The organism is Rhodoferax sp. (assembly GCF_030653815.1).
GTDB lineage: Bacteria > Pseudomonadota > Gammaproteobacteria > Burkholderiales > Burkholderiaceae_C > Rhodoferax.
Genome location: NZ_JAURYQ010000037.1, coordinates 115,704 through 131,513, shown reverse-complemented (window position 1 = coordinate 131,513; position 15,810 = coordinate 115,704). Strand labels below are relative to the sequence as shown.

General features: G+C 62.2%; 17 protein-coding genes. 11 read left to right on the top strand and 6 right to left on the bottom strand.

Going from position 1 to position 15,810, the window contains the following annotated elements:
- Nucleotides 1-80: 80 nt before the first annotated feature.
- Nucleotides 81-359, top strand: a complete 279-nt coding sequence (locus Q7U49_RS13885; RefSeq protein WP_304764901.1) for a hypothetical protein — start codon at nt 81-83, stop codon at nt 357-359.
- 39 nt (nt 360-398) lie between these two features.
- A complete protein-coding gene (gene ppk2, locus Q7U49_RS13880; RefSeq protein WP_304765215.1) occupies nt 399-1,310 on the top strand; it encodes a polyphosphate kinase 2 in 912 nt (303 codons plus the stop codon).
- Between the two features lie 383 nt (nt 1,311-1,693).
- On the opposite strand, the gene Q7U49_RS13875 is transcribed toward ppk2, so the two are convergent.
- Together Q7U49_RS13875 and Q7U49_RS17465 are read right to left on the bottom strand one after the other, a co-directional pair.
- Entirely contained in the window at nt 1,694-1,954 is a 261-nt protein-coding gene (locus tag Q7U49_RS13875) for a hypothetical protein (RefSeq protein WP_304764899.1), read from the bottom strand.
- The gene (locus tag Q7U49_RS17465) at nt 1,903-2,088 is read right to left on the bottom strand and encodes a sugar phosphate nucleotidyltransferase (protein ID WP_370654015.1); all 186 of its coding nucleotides are present in this window, start codon (nt 2,086-2,088) and stop codon (nt 1,903-1,905) included. The genes Q7U49_RS13875 and Q7U49_RS17465 overlap by 52 nt, the downstream gene beginning before the upstream one ends.
- 163 nt (nt 2,089-2,251) lie before the next feature.
- Here Q7U49_RS17465 and Q7U49_RS13870 point away from each other — a divergent pair, with 163 nt between their 5' ends.
- The 6 genes from Q7U49_RS13870 (at nt 2,252) to sixA (ending at nt 8,944) form a co-directional block, all read left to right on the top strand.
- The gene (locus tag Q7U49_RS13870) at nt 2,252-2,833 is read left to right on the top strand and encodes a hypothetical protein (protein WP_304764897.1); all 582 of its coding nucleotides are present in this window, start codon (nt 2,252-2,254) and stop codon (nt 2,831-2,833) included.
- Between the two features lie 141 nt (nt 2,834-2,974).
- Nucleotides 2,975-3,430: a bacteriohemerythrin gene (locus Q7U49_RS13865; protein ID WP_304764895.1), complete on the top strand. Its 456-nt coding sequence runs from the start codon at nt 2,975-2,977 to the stop codon at nt 3,428-3,430.
- Between the two features lie 155 nt (nt 3,431-3,585).
- Nucleotides 3,586-4,665 carry an EAL domain-containing protein gene (locus Q7U49_RS13860; RefSeq protein WP_304764893.1) on the top strand — a complete coding sequence of 360 codons (1,080 nt, stop codon included), beginning with the start codon at nt 3,586-3,588 and terminating at the stop codon, nt 4,663-4,665.
- A 158-nt stretch (nt 4,666-4,823) separates the two neighbouring features.
- A complete protein-coding gene (locus Q7U49_RS13855; protein ID WP_304764891.1) occupies nt 4,824-7,037 on the top strand; it encodes a PhoX family phosphatase in 2,214 nt (737 codons plus the stop codon).
- Nucleotides 7,038-7,155: 118 nt separating this feature from the next.
- Nucleotides 7,156-8,457: an MFS transporter gene (locus Q7U49_RS13850; RefSeq protein WP_304764889.1), complete on the top strand. Its 1,302-nt coding sequence runs from the start codon at nt 7,156-7,158 to the stop codon at nt 8,455-8,457.
- Nucleotides 8,458-8,482: 25 nt separating this feature from the next.
- Nucleotides 8,483-8,944 (top strand): phosphohistidine phosphatase SixA, encoded by a 462-nt coding sequence (sixA, locus tag Q7U49_RS13845; protein WP_304765212.1) that lies wholly within the window; start codon nt 8,483-8,485, stop codon nt 8,942-8,944.
- Here the strand turns inward: sixA and Q7U49_RS13840 are convergent.
- Entirely contained in the window at nt 8,916-9,611 is a 696-nt protein-coding gene (locus tag Q7U49_RS13840) for a CHAD domain-containing protein (protein WP_304764887.1), read from the bottom strand. The genes sixA and Q7U49_RS13840 overlap by 29 nt on opposite strands.
- Nucleotides 9,612-9,617: 6 nt before the next feature.
- A complete protein-coding gene (locus tag Q7U49_RS13835) occupies nt 9,618-10,424 on the bottom strand; it encodes an inorganic triphosphatase (RefSeq protein ID WP_304764885.1) in 807 nt (268 codons plus the stop codon).
- A gap of 113 nt (nt 10,425-10,537) precedes the next feature.
- Here Q7U49_RS13835 and Q7U49_RS13830 point away from each other — a divergent pair, with 113 nt between their 5' ends.
- Entirely contained in the window at nt 10,538-12,487 is a 1,950-nt protein-coding gene (locus tag Q7U49_RS13830; RefSeq protein ID WP_304764883.1) for a pyruvate kinase, read from the top strand.
- Nucleotides 12,488-12,497: 10 nt separating this feature from the next.
- A complete protein-coding gene (locus Q7U49_RS13825) occupies nt 12,498-13,988 on the top strand; it encodes a Ppx/GppA phosphatase family protein (protein WP_304764881.1) in 1,491 nt (496 codons plus the stop codon).
- Between the two features lie 15 nt (nt 13,989-14,003).
- Here Q7U49_RS13825 and Q7U49_RS13820 read toward each other — a convergent pair whose 3' ends face one another.
- Complete coding sequence (locus Q7U49_RS13820; protein ID WP_304764879.1) at nt 14,004-14,588, bottom strand: YqiA/YcfP family alpha/beta fold hydrolase; 585 nt, start codon at nt 14,586-14,588, stop codon at nt 14,004-14,006.
- Nucleotides 14,589-14,648: 60 nt separating this feature from the next.
- Here Q7U49_RS13820 and Q7U49_RS13815 point away from each other — a divergent pair, with 60 nt between their 5' ends.
- The gene (locus Q7U49_RS13815) at nt 14,649-15,095 is read left to right on the top strand and encodes a rhodanese-like domain-containing protein (RefSeq protein ID WP_304764878.1); all 447 of its coding nucleotides are present in this window, start codon (nt 14,649-14,651) and stop codon (nt 15,093-15,095) included.
- 15 nt (nt 15,096-15,110) lie between these two features.
- Here Q7U49_RS13815 and Q7U49_RS13810 read toward each other — a convergent pair whose 3' ends face one another.
- Nucleotides 15,111-15,734: an adenylate/guanylate cyclase domain-containing protein gene (locus Q7U49_RS13810; RefSeq protein WP_304764876.1), complete on the bottom strand. Its 624-nt coding sequence runs from the start codon at nt 15,732-15,734 to the stop codon at nt 15,111-15,113.
- Between the last annotated feature and the right edge of the window lie 76 nt (nt 15,735-15,810).

Here is a 15,810-nt window from a genome sequence, read left to right as displayed (position 1 = left end):
TGACATCAAATAGCGCTAGAGTGTCAGCTATCCTAGGCCGAAAACAGAATCGCTCGGTTACAACATTTGGAAAACACACCATGCTTGCCATCAAAAAAGCCCGCAAACTGATTGAGAACAACCCCAACGACGCTGCCGCCAAAATCATTGCAGCGCTGGTGCTGGGGCTTGAGAGCGAAACCACCCTTTCGGTCGAACAGCTTTATTCGCTGGACGACAAACGCTTTGAGTTAGCCCTTGAAATCCTGAACGAATGGCGACTCGACCGGCATTACGCCAGCAAACTGCGTCTGCTCGACTCAAGTGCCATGGCACAGGGGATGGCTGACGCGACACCCGCCACGTCAAAGTCCATTTAAACCCTATCAAGCCACAGCACTCAGGAGTTGAACTTGGATTTGAACGAGGAAAAACTGGTCCAGCGCATCCGCCGCGACCTGGCCGACAGCAACGACGAAGAGTTTGAACTCGAGCTCGAAGACCGCAACCTCGATGAGATGGCCGACAGCACGCTGGACCTGGAGTCCGAGGCCTACAGAAACGGCCGCAAGCTGTATTTCCGCGAGCTGTTCCGGCTGCAGGGTGAACTGGTCAAGCTGCAGGACTGGGTCGTCAAGACCGGCCAGAAAATCGTGATCCTGTTCGAGGGCCGCGATGCCGCCGGCAAGGGCGGCACCATCAAGCGCATTACCCAGCGGCTGAACCCGCGGGTCTGCCGCGTGGCCGCCTTGCCGGCCCCCAATGCCCGCGAGCAAACCCAGTGGTATTTTCAGCGCTATGTGGCGCACCTGCCCGGCGCCGGTGAAATCGTGCTGTTTGACCGCAGCTGGTACAACCGCGCAGGTGTGGAGCGCGTCATGGGCTTTTGCTCGGACGAGCAGTACGAAGAATTTTTTCGCTCGGTACCCGAATTCGAAAAAATGCTGCTGCGCTCGGGCATCACCCTGATCAAGTACTGGTTTTCCATCTCAGACGAAGAGCAGCAAATCAGGTTTTTGGGGCGCATCCATGACCCGCTGAAGCAATGGAAGCTCAGTCCGATGGACATGGAGTCGCGCCGCCGCTGGGAGGAATACACCAAGGCCAAGGAAGTCATGTTCGAGCGCACGCACACACCGGAATCGCCTTGGTGGGTGGTTCAGGCTGACGACAAGAAAAAGGCCCGGCTCAATTGCATCCATCACCTCTTGAGCCAATTCGATTACCACGAAATCACACATCCACCGATCATGTTGCCGCCGCGTGAGCGCAACGAAGATTACGTGCGCCTGCCCGTCCCCAACGAAATCCTGGTGCCCGAAGTCTACTAGGCAGACCGGCTAAAAGAGCGTGCTGCGGCGGCCTGGCATCGAGGCTTTGGCGGCCGTCAGCATCGGTCAGTCCGTGACAGACGGACGGGACGGCAGTCAAAACAAAAAAACATCAGGGCGTTCAAATAGCGTTGAATGCTGCCTCTGCTGCGCGCCTTGTGTTGGCCACATTTGATGCAACTGCGAGTTTCGCCGGGCGCTCCAGCCGGTTGAAATGGCGCGCCTTTTTCTTTGGACAGATAACGAAGGCCGCAGGCTGAGATTTTTGTCGATTCGTCGATGTACATGGAACTTGAAGGTGCTTCTTGACGTTGAAGAGATGAGAGCATTCTGCGTGGGTGGCGTTTCAGTGATGTGACAAGTCAACGGCCAGTGGAAGCCGTTCATCGAAGCAAGCTCACATCCTGACCGAGCATCCTCCGGGTCACCAGGGTGATGCCCGACGCTGTGACATGAAAACGTTTGTGGTCCGCGACCGGATCATTACCAATTTGGCTGCCGTCGGGAAGATGGCAGCCACGGTCGATGATGCATTTTTTGAGTTGACAGTCACGCCTGACGGGCACCTTGGGCAGCACGATCGAATCCTCGATCAGGGCATGGCTGTGCACATGCACGCCGTAAAAAAGCATGCTGCGTCGCACGCTGGCACCTGAATGCAAGCCACGGTCAGGTCGGCCTCACGCTCGACATGCGCTGCCAGCAGACGTCCGTAATCCATGCGGTAAATGTGATTACCTGACAACACCCATACGTGGTCCGTTTTGGCGTGGCCAATTTCACGCAGATTCTGGTAGACCGCATCGGCCGTACAGAAGTGCCACGAGCAGTTTCAATTTGACAGACGGCAATGACAATGGTGTGACGCGCGCTGATTGAATTGCCCCGATTTCCTTAAACGGTATAAACTATTTACCTTGTTTAACTCCAGCAGGTCCACCATGACATCAAGCATGCAAGCAGACGCGGCCACCGAGCCCCCTGCAGTCCAGCCAGGCGCCGGCAGCACAGCGCCAGTGCCATCAGTGCCCGTTGCACCCGCCTCTGCAGCCGCCAAGGCAGTGGCCAAAAGAGCACCTCGAACAGCCGTCAAAAAAGTAGCTGCCCCGGCCAAGCCGGCGGCCAAGGTGGCTGTCAAGTCCGTCGCCAAAAAGGCAACGCCCAAGGCAGCGGTCAAACCGGTCGTGCGTACCACGCCAACCGTCGCGCCCAATCTTGAAGTTAAAACAGCAGTGAAAGTCCAGCCCAAGGCGCCAGTCACGGCAACTGCAAAGCAGGCAGAAATCAAGTTGCTGAAGCCTAAAAAACCAAAGCTGGTGCGTGACAGTTTCACCATCCCCAAGCTGGAATACCTCAAGCTGGAAGAGTTGAAGCACCGCAGTGTCAAGCTGGGAACTTCGATCAAGAAGAGCGAACTGATTCGCGCCGGCATCCTGGCCTTGGCCAGCATGTCCGATGCCAATTTTCTGAAGGTCACAAAGGCCATTCCGGCCATCAAAACCGGTCGGCCCGCCAAGGACTGAAAACTGATGAATGCCCGCTTGGACTTTGACCTGTCCAAGCCGGGCGCGAAATTTCTTTGTTTGACATTCCCATTTTTTGCGACAATTCACCGCTTGATCAGCCCCGGACGCGTGAACACACAGCAATTTTTGATGAATGCCATGCAGCCCAAAAATCCTTCCAAACCGCACCGCGTCAAACCAATTCCAAAATGGTCACCCAGCTTGAGTGTGGGCAATGCCAAACTGGACGAGCAGCACATCACCCTGCTGGAATTGGGCCGGGACCTGATGCGCCTGCTGGACACCGATACCGCCACCGAAGACCAGATTAACAGCGCGCTGGAGGACATTGTCAGGCTGGCGCGACTGCACGACACGCTGGAGGAAAGCATTTTGGAAGCCAACGACTGCCCTACGCTGGCAGAACATAAAGGGGTGCACCGGGCCGCGCGAACGCAGCTGGACAACTTGTTGGCAGACGCCTCCCGCAGCATTCTGGACAGACCGGTTTTAAGTGGCTTGATTGCTGACTGGATGGGCCACCACATCAGTGAAAACGACCTGCCAGTCAAAGACTACATGAAACAAACGCCCACGGCGCGCGCTGGCGCCTGATGCCGCCAGAGCTACCACCGCTCAGCGCGATTTCTTCAGTTTGAGCTGGCGGGTTTCCAGGCGTTTGAGCGCGGTAAAAGTCAGCACGCCGATCAGGGCCGCGCCCAACAAAAAATGCACCATAGGCAATGGACCAGGGAATTCCCTGAGTCATCATGGAAAACTCCGACATGCCGCCCATGCCCGCCAAAATGTTGATGGGTGCGAACACCACACCAAACACCGTGAGCACACATGCCGACAAAGCAAAGACCATTCAGACACTGCAAAAAATTGCGGAAATTTTTGGCTCCGAGCTGGTCGCGGAGGGCATTGAAACCGACGACGACCTGCGCCTTCTGCGTGACCTCGGACTCACCTTTGGGCAGGGCTACTTTCTGGCGCGTCCGCATGCCCAGCCCTGCACCGCGGTACAGCCCGGTGCGGTGGCCGTACTGGTAAATAGCCAGGTGGCGGTTTACCCGGAAGTCAGACAGAGCACGCAGGCCAACATCTTTGACCGTTTGAACATTTTGCAAGCCCCGACCATGGGGCCCCAAACCCAAATCGACCAGGTGGCAGCCTTATTTTTAAAGCATCCGCACCTGCATGCATTGCCCCTGGTTGGGGGCGATAGCCCCATCGGCATCATCAACCGGATGAACTTTCTGGACCGATACAGCAAGCTCTCTTCCCGGGAGTTGTGGGGCAACAAGCAGTGCCTGCAATGGGCCAATTTGCAGCCGCGCCTGATCGAAAGCAAGCACACCATTGATGACCTGCTGGGCATTCTGACGTCCGACGACCAACGTTACCTGGACGATGGCTTCATCGTGATGGACAACGACCGCTACGGCTACTGGCGTGGCGATGACGTGATCCGGCTGGTGGCCCGGGTGGCTGCCTGCCACGTGCAGGAGCGGCGCGATTTTTTGGGCCATGTGGGCGGTGACGACTTCACCGTGGTGTTTCAAAGCGCGAACTGGGCCGCGCAATGCCGTTGCATGATCGAGAAATTCAACACCCAGGCGGCCCATCTGTTTGACGAACGCGACCGGCAGAGGGGCGGCATCGAAGCGCAAGACCGTCAGGGCTTCTCGCAATTTTTTGCCTTGACCACCCTGTCTATCGGCGCAGTTGAGGTACACCCCGGTGATTTCGGAAACGCAGAGCAGGTGGCCAATGCAGCAGCAGCGGCCAAACAATCTGCCGACGGCATGGCCCTATGGGGCCAAGAGGCAGGCCAGACGACTTGAAGCCCGGCCTTCGCCCTCGCTGATGCCGCCATCCGAATAGCTCACAAACACGCGACTGTCACCAAATCATCATTCAATTTTCACCAAAGCGTCACAGTGCCTCCGTAAGCTACGCAGGCGATTTTTGTAGACGCAACGAAACCCCCAGGAACACCATAATGACCGAAAAAATTGACTTTAACGACGAAAACTCCAACACCAGCAACAACCCGAGCTTTGATTCGGTGCTGCAAGCGCGCCTGAGTCGCCGCGGCGTGCTGCTTGGCGGCGTGAGCAGCGTCGGCACCGCGATGCTGGGCGGTGCCGGGCTGGCTGCCAGTGGCGTGGCCGTTGCCGCGCAGCCTGCAGCGTCGGCCGCGGGCAAGCTGGGTTTCAAGGCGGTCGCCAAGAGCCTGGCTGACACCGTGGTGGTGCCCGCCGGCTACACCGCCAGCGTGCTCTACGCACTGGGCGATCCCCTGACCGCAGGCACGCCCGCCTACAAAAACGACGGCACCGACACCGACTATGAGCACCGCGCCGGCGACCACCACGACGGCATGGAATGGTTTGGCCTGGACAAATCCGGCAAGCCCTCGCTGTCGTCCGTCGACCGCGGCTTGCTGGCAGTGAACCACGAAGCCACCACCGACGAAAAGCTCAGCTCTTTCTTCCTGCATGCCAACGGCGGTGCCAGCACCCTGCCCCGCCCGGCAGCTGAAGTTGACAAGGAAACGGCCATTCACGGCGTGTCCGTGGTCGAAATCAAAAAGGCCGGGAAAAAGTGGGCCACCGTCCCGGCATCCAGCTTCAACTTCCGCCTGACCGCCCTGAGCGACAACATGCAGCTCACCGGACCCGCCCGCGGCAACGCGCTGCTGAAAACCAAACACTCCACCGACGGAACCAAGTCCCGCGGCACGCTGAACAACTGCGGCACCGGCAAGACGCCTTGGGGCACCTTTCTGACCGGCGAAGAGAATTGGGCGGGTTACTTTTTCCGCAGCGCCACGGATGACGCGGCCCGCGCGGACAAGAGCGTGGTGGCACTCAAGCGTTATGGCCGAAGCCAGGGCGCAGCCTCGCGCCACGGCTGGGAATCTGCTGGCAGCGATGACAAATACGCACGCTGGAACAACAGCAAGCTCGGCACCAGCACCGATGGCAGCGACGACTACCGCAATGAAATGAACACCTTCGGCTACATCGTCGAGATCGACGCCTACGACAAAACCAAGGCCGCCCGCAAGCGCACCGCCCTGGGCCGCTTCGCGCATGAAAGCGCGGCTTTTGGCAAGCCGGTGGTGGGCCAGCCGCTCGCCGTGTACATGGGTGACGACTCGCGCGGCGAGTACATCTACAAGTTCGTGTCCGCCAAGTCCTGGGCCGCTGCCGACGCCAACCCGGCCGACCGCATCACCACCGGCGACACCTACCTCGACGCCGGCAAACTGTTTGTCGCCAAGTTCAAAAGCGACGGCACCGGTGGCTGGATCGAGTTGAGCACCAGCAACCCGCTGATCTCGGGCTACGCCGCTTACGCCTTCGCCGACCAGGCCGACATCTGTGTGAATTCACGCCTGGCCGCCGATGCGGTGGGCGCAACCAAAATGGACCGCCCGGAGTGGTGCTCGACCAACGTGGCCAATGGTGAAATCTATTTCACCCTGACCAACAACAGCAACCGCCGGATCGAGCCCGCCAACAGCAGCCAGGCTGCACCCGATAGCGCCAACCCGCGCGTCTACAGCGACATCAAAAACGGCAGCAGCACACAAACCGGCAACCCGAACGGCCATGTGTTGCGCATGAAGGAAGGCACGGCCGGCAACGCCGGCACCAGCTTCAACTGGGACGTGTACCTGTTCGGTGCCGAATCCAGCGCCGCACCGGGCACCGTCAACTTGTCCAGCCTGACCGACGACCAAGACTTCTCCAGCCCTGACGGCCTGGTGTTCAGCCCTTCCACCGGCATCATGTGGATCCAGACCGACGACGGCGCCTTCACCGATGTCAGCAACTGCATGATGCTCGCCGCCCTGCCGGGCTCCGTGGGCGATGGCGCCAAGAAAACGCTGAGCTACACCAAGGCCGACAAGACGACGGTGAGCGTGGACACCTACGTGGGCAAAGCACCGGGCGACGACAAGCTCAAGCGCTTCCTGGTCGGCGCGAAGGACTCCGAAATCACCGGCCTGTGCGAAACGCCGGACGGCAAGACGATGTTCATCAACATCCAGCACCCGGGCGAGAACACCAAGATGGCCGACATTGCCGACCCATCCAAGTACACCAGCCAGTGGCCCGGCAACGCCGGTTACGGCGCCGGCAAGCGCCCGCGCTCGGCCACCATCGTCATCACCAAGAATGATGGCGGAAAAATCGGAACCTGATGCCTTGGCACCTCAGCCAGAAAATCGACGTTAACCGCGGCCATGCCGCTTTGCCCGGCCCTTGCATGGGGGCCGGGTTTTTTGTTTTGGGGACGGCTGTTTTACACTGCAAACCACCATGCCACTTTTCTCCCAACAAGCCCTCCAGCCTGGCGTGCGCAAGCGCGAGGTCTTTGGCTGGGCCATGTACGACTTTGCCAACTCGGGCTACACCACGGTGGTCATCACCGCCGTGTTTGCGGCCTATTTCGTCGGCAGTGTGGCGCAAGGCGCGCCCTGGGCCACGCTGGCCTGGACGGCGGCACTGAGCTTGTCGAACGCCATCGTCATGCTCACCATGCCCAGCCTGGGCGCCTACGCCGACTTGCGTGCGGCCAAAAAGCGCCTGCTCACGCTGTTCACGGCGGGCTGCGTGCTGGCCACGGCGGCGCTGGCGCTGGTCGGCCCTGGCAGCGTGGCGCTGGCGATCGTATTGATTGTGGTGTCCAACACCTTTTACGCCTGGGGCGAGTCGATGACGGCGGCATTTCTGCCCGAACTGGCGCGTGCTGAGTCGCTGGGCAAGGTCAGTGGCTGGGGCTGGAGCTTTGGCTACTTTGGCGGCATGCTGGCGCTCGGGTTGTGCCTGGCTTATGTGCTGTGGGCGCAAGGCCAGGGCCAGAGCGCGGCGCAGTTTGTGCCGGTGACGATGCTGATCACGGCGGCACTTTACGGTGCGGCGGCGCTGGTCACCTTTGCCCTGCTGAAAGAGCGGGCGCAGCCCAACCCGGCCGCGCTCGGCCAAGGCGGCTTCCGGGCCGCCCTGAAGCAGTTGCAACACACTTTTCATCAGGCCCGCCAGTTCACGGACTTCATGTGGCTGCTGGCCTGCGCCGTGTGTTACCAGGCCGGCGTGGCCGTGGCGATTGCGCTGGCTGCCATTTATGCCGAGCAGGTGATTGGCTTTGCGCAGCAGGAAACCATGGTGCTGATTTTTGTACTGAACCTGGCCGCCGCTGCAGGCGCCTTCAGCTGGGGCTACCTGCAGGACCGCATCGGTCACAAAATTGCACTGGCCATCACCCTGCTGGGCTGGATTGCCACCTGCGTCATCGCCGCGCAGGCCGGCAGCAAGGGCGACTTCTGGTACGCCGCCGTGATTGCCGGCCTGTGCATGGGCAGCAGCCAGTCGGCCGGGCGTGCCATGGCAGGCCTGTTTGCGCCGCAGCGCCAGGTGGCCGAGTTTTACGGCCTGTGGACCTTTGCCATCCGCCTTGCCAGCATCGTCGGCCCCTTGAGCTACGGCCTCATCACCTGGGTCACTGGTGGCGACCAGCGCACCGCCATTTTGAGCACCTCGGTGCTGTTTGTGCTGGGCCTGGTGCTGCTGGTGCCGGTGAACGTGCAGCGCGGCCGCGCGGCGGCATTGTCTTCAAATTGACATCTTTTTGACCTATATTGTGGGCATGGACCTGATTTTGTGGCGCCACGCCGAGGCGCAAGAATGGACGCAGGGCTGTGACGACATGGCCCGGCGCCTGACCACGCGCGGCGAAAAGCAGGCCAAGCGCATGGCTGGCTGGCTCGATCGCCAGTTGCCCGACAACACCCGCATTCTGGTCAGTCCGGCAGTTCGCACCGAGCAAACTGCCAGCGCCTTGGGCCGGAAATTCAAGCTCAGGTCCGAGCTGGAGCCGGACGCAAGCACGGCGCAGTTGCTGGAGTTGGTGCAATGGCCCGATGCCAGGGGATGCGTGCTGGTGGTGGGGCATCAACCCACACTGGGGCAAACCATCGCCCAATTGCTTGGCTTGAGCGTCGCTGAATGTTCGGTCAAAAAGGGCGCGGTCTGGTGGCTGCGCAGCCGCGAGCGCGAAGCCCAGGCGCAGACCCTGGTGGTCACGGTGCAGAGCCCAGACCTGCTTTAAAACCCACCGCCACACCTTGCAAATAGGCCTCAATGTGGCGGTCCAGCGCCAGCGCAACCACCAAGGCGCTGGCCTGCGCCACATCGCGGGACTGGCCAAGGCGGCCCTGAAGCTGGCTGGCCTGCTCGATGCAGGTGTCTGCCTGATGCCGGGGCAACAGCGCGCGCAGCGCCTCGACCCCATAACGTAGCCTTTTGGCCAGAATGCGCACCCGGTGTTGCTGCTGCGGCGTGTCAGCCTGCTTGTGGGCCTGCGCCAGGCGCTGCTGCAGGCGCCCGGTGCGGCGCCTGGCCCAACGACGCAGCGCGCCTCTTTGAACCGGCCCGCCGTTGTCCGCTGCCGACAAATTTTCCAGCCATTCGGTCAGCGCCAGCAAGCACAGGCCAACAGCCGGTGCCTGCTGGCTTTGGCGCAGCTGTTGGCGCTGCGCGGCGGCGGCTTGCGTCAGGGCGGCCAACACGGCCTGCCAGGCTTGGGCTCGACCGACATCACCCAGTGTGTAGCCATCGGCCAGGCTTGGCAGCGTTTCGGTCACGGCCACATCCAGGTCGCGCAGCGCGCCCAGCCCCGCCAGCAAGGGCTGCAAGTCCAGCCACGCTGGCGGCTGGGACAGCGCCAGCGTCTTGCCAAAGAGCCGCAAGCCCGAGCGAAAGCGGCGCCAGCCCACGCGGGCCTAGTGCACCACCTCGGGATCGTCCGACGTGCCCAGGGCTTCCAGGTTTTGACTGAAGTGCCCAAACATCTCGCGCAGCACGCGCTGCGCCAGCTCGAGCCGGCTCAAGGGCAAAACCAGGGGGGCCCGCTGCGCGCGCTGCGGCAGGTCGAGCGCGTCTTGCGCCAGCAAAAAGCCGCGCTCGGCCTTGCTGCGGTTGGCCGGCAGCAGCGCCACACCCCGGCCCAGCTGGTGCGCCAGCGCGAACAGCGCCGTGGAATCACCCGCCTTGAGTTCAAGCTCCAGTTCGCAAATAGGGGCCTGTTTGCCGTTGGCCTCGACCTGACCGATGTCCAGCGCCACTTCCACCACACTGCCACCGCGTCGGCGTACCAGCCAAAGGGTGCGCTCGAAGCGGGTGACAAAACACGGCGCCAGGGCAGCAAACAGGCGGCCATCGGGGTCGATGCCGGTCCAGGCGGTGTGGGCCAGCGCCGCCCGGTCCAGCGCCGGCCCGGCCACCGGACTTTCCCATTCGCCGCGCTGGCTCAGGGCGGAGCGCTCGCCGCTGCTGGTTTTCAGGGTTTGCAGCCAACGCGGATCGGCCTCGCTGCCAACCCGGCGCAAACGCAAGGCAACACCTTGCTGGCGCAAAGCCTGGTCGGGTGTGTCGAAATAAATATTGCTCAGGGACAGCCGGGACGGCTTGCGCCGCGCCAATGCCGGCAGTTGGGCCAGCCGCTTGGCCAGCTCAGCCGCATGGGGACCCGGCAGGCTCAGTTTGAGTTCCACCTCTTGCGGCGCGCTGTGGTGCGGGCGTGACTTCATGGCGTAAGGCCTTTCAAGGCAGGTTGACCCAGGACTTGCGCAAATTATCCTTGCGACTGACTCATCATGCCATTTTCATGACAGTGTCATGAAAGGCGCCTATAAACGGCGGCATGAGTAAACAAGACCACGCTGCAGCCGCTGCTGCCCCATCGCCAACTGTCGGGGGCGACCCGCAGGACTTTGACATCTGCCTCAAGCTCATCGACCAATTGTGGGCCTTGCGACAGGCCATGCTGGCGCGCGAAAAAGCGCTCAAGCTTGAGCTTGACAAGGTGCTGCCCGAGTACCGCAAGAGCGCGCGCAACCTGATTCATTACCTGACCCTGCGCAGCATCGACCTGCGTCCGCTGCAGGAACAACTCGCCAGGCTCGGGCTGTCGTCGCTGGGACGCTCCGAGTCGCATGTGCTGGCCAGCCTGGACAAGGTGCTGGGCCTGTTGCACCGCCTGACCGGCCAGGCCTGGCAGGACAAGTCTGCCGAAGAACCTGCGGGCAGCATCAGCAGCCGTGCGCTGCTCAAAAAACACACGCTCAGGCTGCTGGGCCAGGCCCCCGCAGGGCGCCCGGTCCGCATCATGGTCACGCTGCCCTCGGACGCCGCCAGCGACGCCCAACTGGTACGCGAACTGGTGGACGCCGGCATGGACATTGCCCGCATCAACTGCGCCCACGACACGCCAAGCGACTGGCAACGCATGAGCGCCCATGTGCGCAGCGCCGCCGCCGCAGCCCAGCGGCCGGTGAAGCTGCTGATGGACCTGGGTGGCCCCAAAATCAGGACCGGCCCCGTGGCGGACCGGCCACCGGTCTTGAAGCTCAAGCCCGGCAAGGACGACATGGGCCGGGTGGTGCGCCCGGCCCGGCTGCACCTGCGCCCCATCGACAGCACCGCGCAAGTACCGCATGTCGACGCCAGCGTGGGCGTTTGGGAGGTCTGGCTGGCGCGCCTGAAAGCCGGCAGCCACATCCATTTCACCGACGCGCGTGGTGCCAAGCGCCAGCTGCTGGTGGTCCACAACGACGACACCGGCGCCGTCACCGAATGCCTGCAAACGGCTTACCTGACGCCGGAAACCGTGCTGACTCTCGGTGGCGCGGGCGGCAAGAAAAAACACGCCACCCTGGTGTGTCAGATTGACAGCCAACAAGGTGCCTTGCGCCTGCATGTGGGCGACCACCTGCGCCTGACGCGTGACGGGCTCGGCCAGCCCGCCGCGATGGACGACGACTCCGACGCGCCCAGCCCGGAGCCGGCACACGTGGCCGTGACCCTGCCGCAGGTCATCGACCAGGCCCGGGTGGGCCAGCGCATCTGGTTTGACGATGGTCGCATTGGCGGCGTGATCCGCCAGCAAACCGACGACTGGCTCGACATCGAGATCACCCAGGCGCGCCCGGAAGGTGAAAAACTCACGGGCGACAAAGGCATCAACCTGCCCGACAGCAAACTGAACCTGCCCGCGCTGAGCGACAAGGACATCGAAGACCTGCAGACGGTGGCGGCCGAGGCCGACATGGTGGGCTTGTCGTTTGTGCAAAAGCCGGCTGACATTGCGCTGCTGCGCGGGCAGCTGCAGCGTCTGGGCCGCGACGACATGGGCATCGTGCTCAAGATCGAAACCCTGCAGGGTTTCGAAAACCTGCCTGAGCTGATGCTGTCAGCCATGGCTTCGAACGTGTCGGGCGTGATGATTGCGCGCGGCGACCTGGCGGTGGAGTGCGGCTATGAGCGCCTGGCCGAAGTGCAGGAAGAAATCTTGTGGTGCGCCGAAGCCGCCCACATGCCGGTGATCTGGGCCACCCAGGTGCTCGAATTCATGGCCAAGACCGGCCTGCCCTCGCGCGCCGAGATCTCGGACGCCGGCCTGGGTGTGCGCGCCGAGTGCGTCATGCTCAACAAGGGGCCCTACATCAGCCAGGCCATTCGCACGCTGGACGACATCCTGCAACGCATGGGTGGCCACCAGGCCAAAAAACGCCCGCTGTTGCGCGCGCTGAAAGCATGGAGTGGCCCGGACACGCCGGCTTCTGGTGCTATGCTGGGGAGTCTGACGATTTGAATTTTTGACCATGCAAAACACACCACGCCTGGCGGCTGTTGACCTGGGCTCCAACAGCTTCCGGCTCGAAATCGGCCGTATTGAACACGGTCAGTTCTACCGCACCGAATACCTCAAGGAAACCGTGCGCCAGGGCAATGGCCTGGACGACAACCGCAACCTCACGCCGGCTGCCATGCAGCGCGGCTGGGACTGCCTGGCACGCTTTGGCGAACGGCTGGCGGGCTTTTCCGAGGCCGAAGTGTGTGCCGTAGCCACCCAAACCCTGCGCGAAGCCCGTAACCGGGACGAATTCCTGGCCATCGGCACCGAAAAACTGGGCTTCCCGATCGACGTCATCTCGGGCCGCGAAGAGGCCCGGCTGATTTACCAGGGCGTGGCCCAGGCGCTGCCAAGCACGCAGGAACGCCGCCTGGTCATCGACATTGGCGGACGCTCCACCGAAATCATTCTGGGTCATGGGCGCGAGCCGCTTCAGATGGAGTCGTACCGGGTGGGCAGCATTGCCTGGTCGATGCGCTATTTTGGTGACAACCAGTTCACCAAGCGCTCGTTTCAGATGGCCGAAATTGCCGCCAAAGCCGTGCTGGACGAAGCCCTGAGCCTGTACAGTCCCGACCAGTGGGACGTGGCCTACGGCTCGGCAGGCACGGTGAACGCGGTGGTCGACGTGCTGGTGGCTGCGGGCTGGCCGGCCGGCTCGGTCACGCGCCCCGGGCTGGACTGGCTGCAAGACAAACTGCTGGCGGCCCAAAGCACCGACCGCTTGCGCCTGGCCGGCATGCGCGACGATCGCAAACCCATCATTGGCGGCGGCTTGAGCGTGCTGCGCGCCCTGTTTGACCTGCTGGGCATCGAGCGCCTGGAACAGGCCACCGGCGGTCTGCGCCACGGCTTGCTGCAGGACATGCTGGGGTCGGGCCAGCAGCACACCGACCTGCGCGACCATTCGGTGGAGCGCCTCGCTGCCAAATTTGGCGCCGATCCGGTGCACGGCAGACGGGTCGGCCAGATTGCCAACGCGCTTTACCGGCAGCTCAACAACGCGACAGTGGACGAGCGCGTCAGCCGCAAACTCACCTGGGCCGCGCAATTGCACGAGATTGGCAGCCACGTCTCGCACAGCGACTACCACAAGCATGGCGCCTACATTCTGGACAACACCGACGCCATGGGTTTCGCCCTGACCGAACTGCACAAGCTCAGCCTGCTGGTGCTGGGGCACCGCGGCAAATTGCGCAAGTTGGAGGCCGACTTTGAAGACCAGCTGTTCATCCAGCAACTGCTGGTGCTGCGCCTGGCGGTGGTGTTGTGCCACGCCCGGCGCGACCCGGATGTGACGGGCATCAGCCTGCACCAGGATCCCAAGAACGTGCGCCAATTTGTGCTGCACTTCAACAGCGACTGGGCCCGTTTGTACCCACAGTCAGCCTACCTGCTCAACGAAGAATGCGTGGCCTGGCAAAAAACGCCGTGGTCTTTGCGCGTGGTCGAAAACTGAGCCCATTGCTGGCGTTCAGGCCAATGCCAAAAACGCCAGGATGTCCTCCAGATGCTGCTCAAAGTCGCTCAGGGCATGGTCGCCAGCGGGCAGCAGCTTGATGGTGGCACCGGGGTAATGGCCGGTCATCTCGCGCCAGTCCAGCACCTCGTCGCCGCGAGCGATCACGGCCAAGTAGCGCTCCGGGCGGCTGATGCGGGTCACTTCCTGCGCCAATAACTCATCGACAAAAGTCGGGTCGAAGTAAAAGCTTTGGTCAGGGTCATGCCACAGCGCGTTGTCGCCAATGTAGGCCGCCAGGTCACGCGCCGGGTGCACCGCAGGGTTCAACAGCACCGCCTTGCAGCCCAGACGCTCGGCCAGCCAGGTGGCATAAAACCCGCCAAGTGAAGAGCCCAGCACCGCCATGCGGTCTCTTGGCCAATCCGCAATGCCCTCCAGCACCTCGGCCATCGCCTGTTTCGGCGACGCCGCCAACGCCGGGCACCACCAGACCACGTCCGGGTGTCGGCTGGCCACCGTGGCCGCCATCAGGCGCGCCTTGTTGGAAGCGGGCGACGAGCGAAAACCGTGCAGATAGAGCAAATGGGTGGTGGTCATGGTGGAAGGATAATAGTTCAACCCGAATTGCCCCCGTTCCTCCTTTTTCAGACGCCAACCATGCCACGCACGACCCGCCTTCCCGCCAGCCATCAGGACTTTTCATTTCCATGCACACGACGCAGCCTGTCCTTGCTTGTGATCAGCCTGGGGCTGACCCTGGCCGCCTGCAGCCCGGAAGCCGCCACGTCGGATTCGGTGACGCTGGATTTCGCGCGCGCCGAGCATGAGGCCGGTCGGGTGGTGCTGATCGACATTCGCGAACCCAACGAGCACGCCACGGGCGTGGCCAAAGGCGCGCAGTTGCTGCCCATGCGCCAACTCGGCGCGCGCCTGTCGGAAATACCCACTGCCAGTGACAAGCCGGTGCTGCTGATTTGCAACACGCAGAACCGCAGCAGTTCAACGCTGTCGGCCTTGCGTGAACGCGGCTACCCGCACGTGCGATTTGTGCAGGGCGGCATGAGCGAATGGGTGCGCCGAGGGTGGCCGGTGGTCAGGCCCTGAGATCCGGGCGGCTTGTCAAAACACAACCCGAAAAGCCGTGGCGGTACCCGCTGGCGCTTGCGCGAGCTGCATGAAGCTGGTGCCAGCCAAATCCCCGCACTGCTGCCTGAACGCGCCGGTCACCAGTATTTCACCGCCCCTGGCGATGTCCTCGCCCAATTTGCTGGCAGCGTTGACCTCGGCGCCAAACACATCGCTGTCGCCGATGCGCAGGACCCGGCCATAGCCCAGGCCCACGCATAACAGCACCTGCTCTTCTGGCAGCCGGTCCAGGTTGTACGCGGCCAGCAATTGCTGCAGACCCAGGGCGCATTTCATGGCTTTTTGCGGATTGCGAAAAATGACCAGAAAGGAATCGCCCAACAGCTTCAAAAGAATGCCCTCATGGTCCTCGATGACCGGAATCAGCAAGCGCTCGGCTTCGTGAATGATCTGCAGAAAATGGATGATGCCGAACTCTTCCACACGCCGCGAAAAACCGGACAGGTCAGTGAACATGACGCACCAGTCCTCACCAAAAAGGTCCCAGATGCGCTGGTCGATGCGCGCCTTGTCAGCGTCCGGCGCCAGGCGCTCCTGAATGAGGCGGTCCAGCCGCTCCTGCGAGCCACTGGCGTGGATGCGATGCAATTGATTCATGGTAATGCGCTAGCCCTTCTTGCCGCTTTATAGCAGATTGACCTGGTGCCTTGGGCGACAATACGCCTGCCCATGG

Bases quoted from the DNA above. Each gene is read 5' to 3' on its own strand.
- Q7U49_RS13885 (WP_304764901.1), top strand. From the start codon at position 81: ATGCTTGCCATCAAAAAAGCCCGCAAACTGATTGAGAACAACCCCAAC.
- Q7U49_RS13870 (WP_304764897.1), top strand. From the start codon at position 2,252: ATGACATCAAGCATGCAAGCAGACGCGGCCACCGAGCCCCCTGCAGTC.
- Q7U49_RS13865 (WP_304764895.1), top strand. From the start codon at position 2,975: ATGCAGCCCAAAAATCCTTCCAAACCGCACCGCGTCAAACCAATTCCA.
- Q7U49_RS13860 (WP_304764893.1), top strand. From the start codon at position 3,586: ATGGAAAACTCCGACATGCCGCCCATGCCCGCCAAAATGTTGATGGGT.
- Q7U49_RS13855 (WP_304764891.1), top strand. From the start codon at position 4,824: ATGACCGAAAAAATTGACTTTAACGACGAAAACTCCAACACCAGCAAC.
- Q7U49_RS13850 (WP_304764889.1), top strand. From the start codon at position 7,156: ATGCCACTTTTCTCCCAACAAGCCCTCCAGCCTGGCGTGCGCAAGCGC.
- sixA (WP_304765212.1), top strand. From the start codon at position 8,483: ATGGACCTGATTTTGTGGCGCCACGCCGAGGCGCAAGAATGGACGCAG.
- Q7U49_RS13835 (WP_304764885.1), bottom strand. From the start codon at position 10,424: ATGAAGTCACGCCCGCACCACAGCGCGCCGCAAGAGGTGGAACTCAAA.
- Q7U49_RS13830 (WP_304764883.1), top strand. From the start codon at position 10,538: ATGAGTAAACAAGACCACGCTGCAGCCGCTGCTGCCCCATCGCCAACT.
- Q7U49_RS13825 (WP_304764881.1), top strand. From the start codon at position 12,498: ATGCAAAACACACCACGCCTGGCGGCTGTTGACCTGGGCTCCAACAGC.
- Q7U49_RS13820 (WP_304764879.1), bottom strand. From the start codon at position 14,588: ATGACCACCACCCATTTGCTCTATCTGCACGGTTTTCGCTCGTCGCCC.
- Q7U49_RS13815 (WP_304764878.1), top strand. From the start codon at position 14,649: ATGCCACGCACGACCCGCCTTCCCGCCAGCCATCAGGACTTTTCATTT.
- Q7U49_RS13810 (WP_304764876.1), bottom strand. From the start codon at position 15,734: ATGAATCAATTGCATCGCATCCACGCCAGTGGCTCGCAGGAGCGGCTG.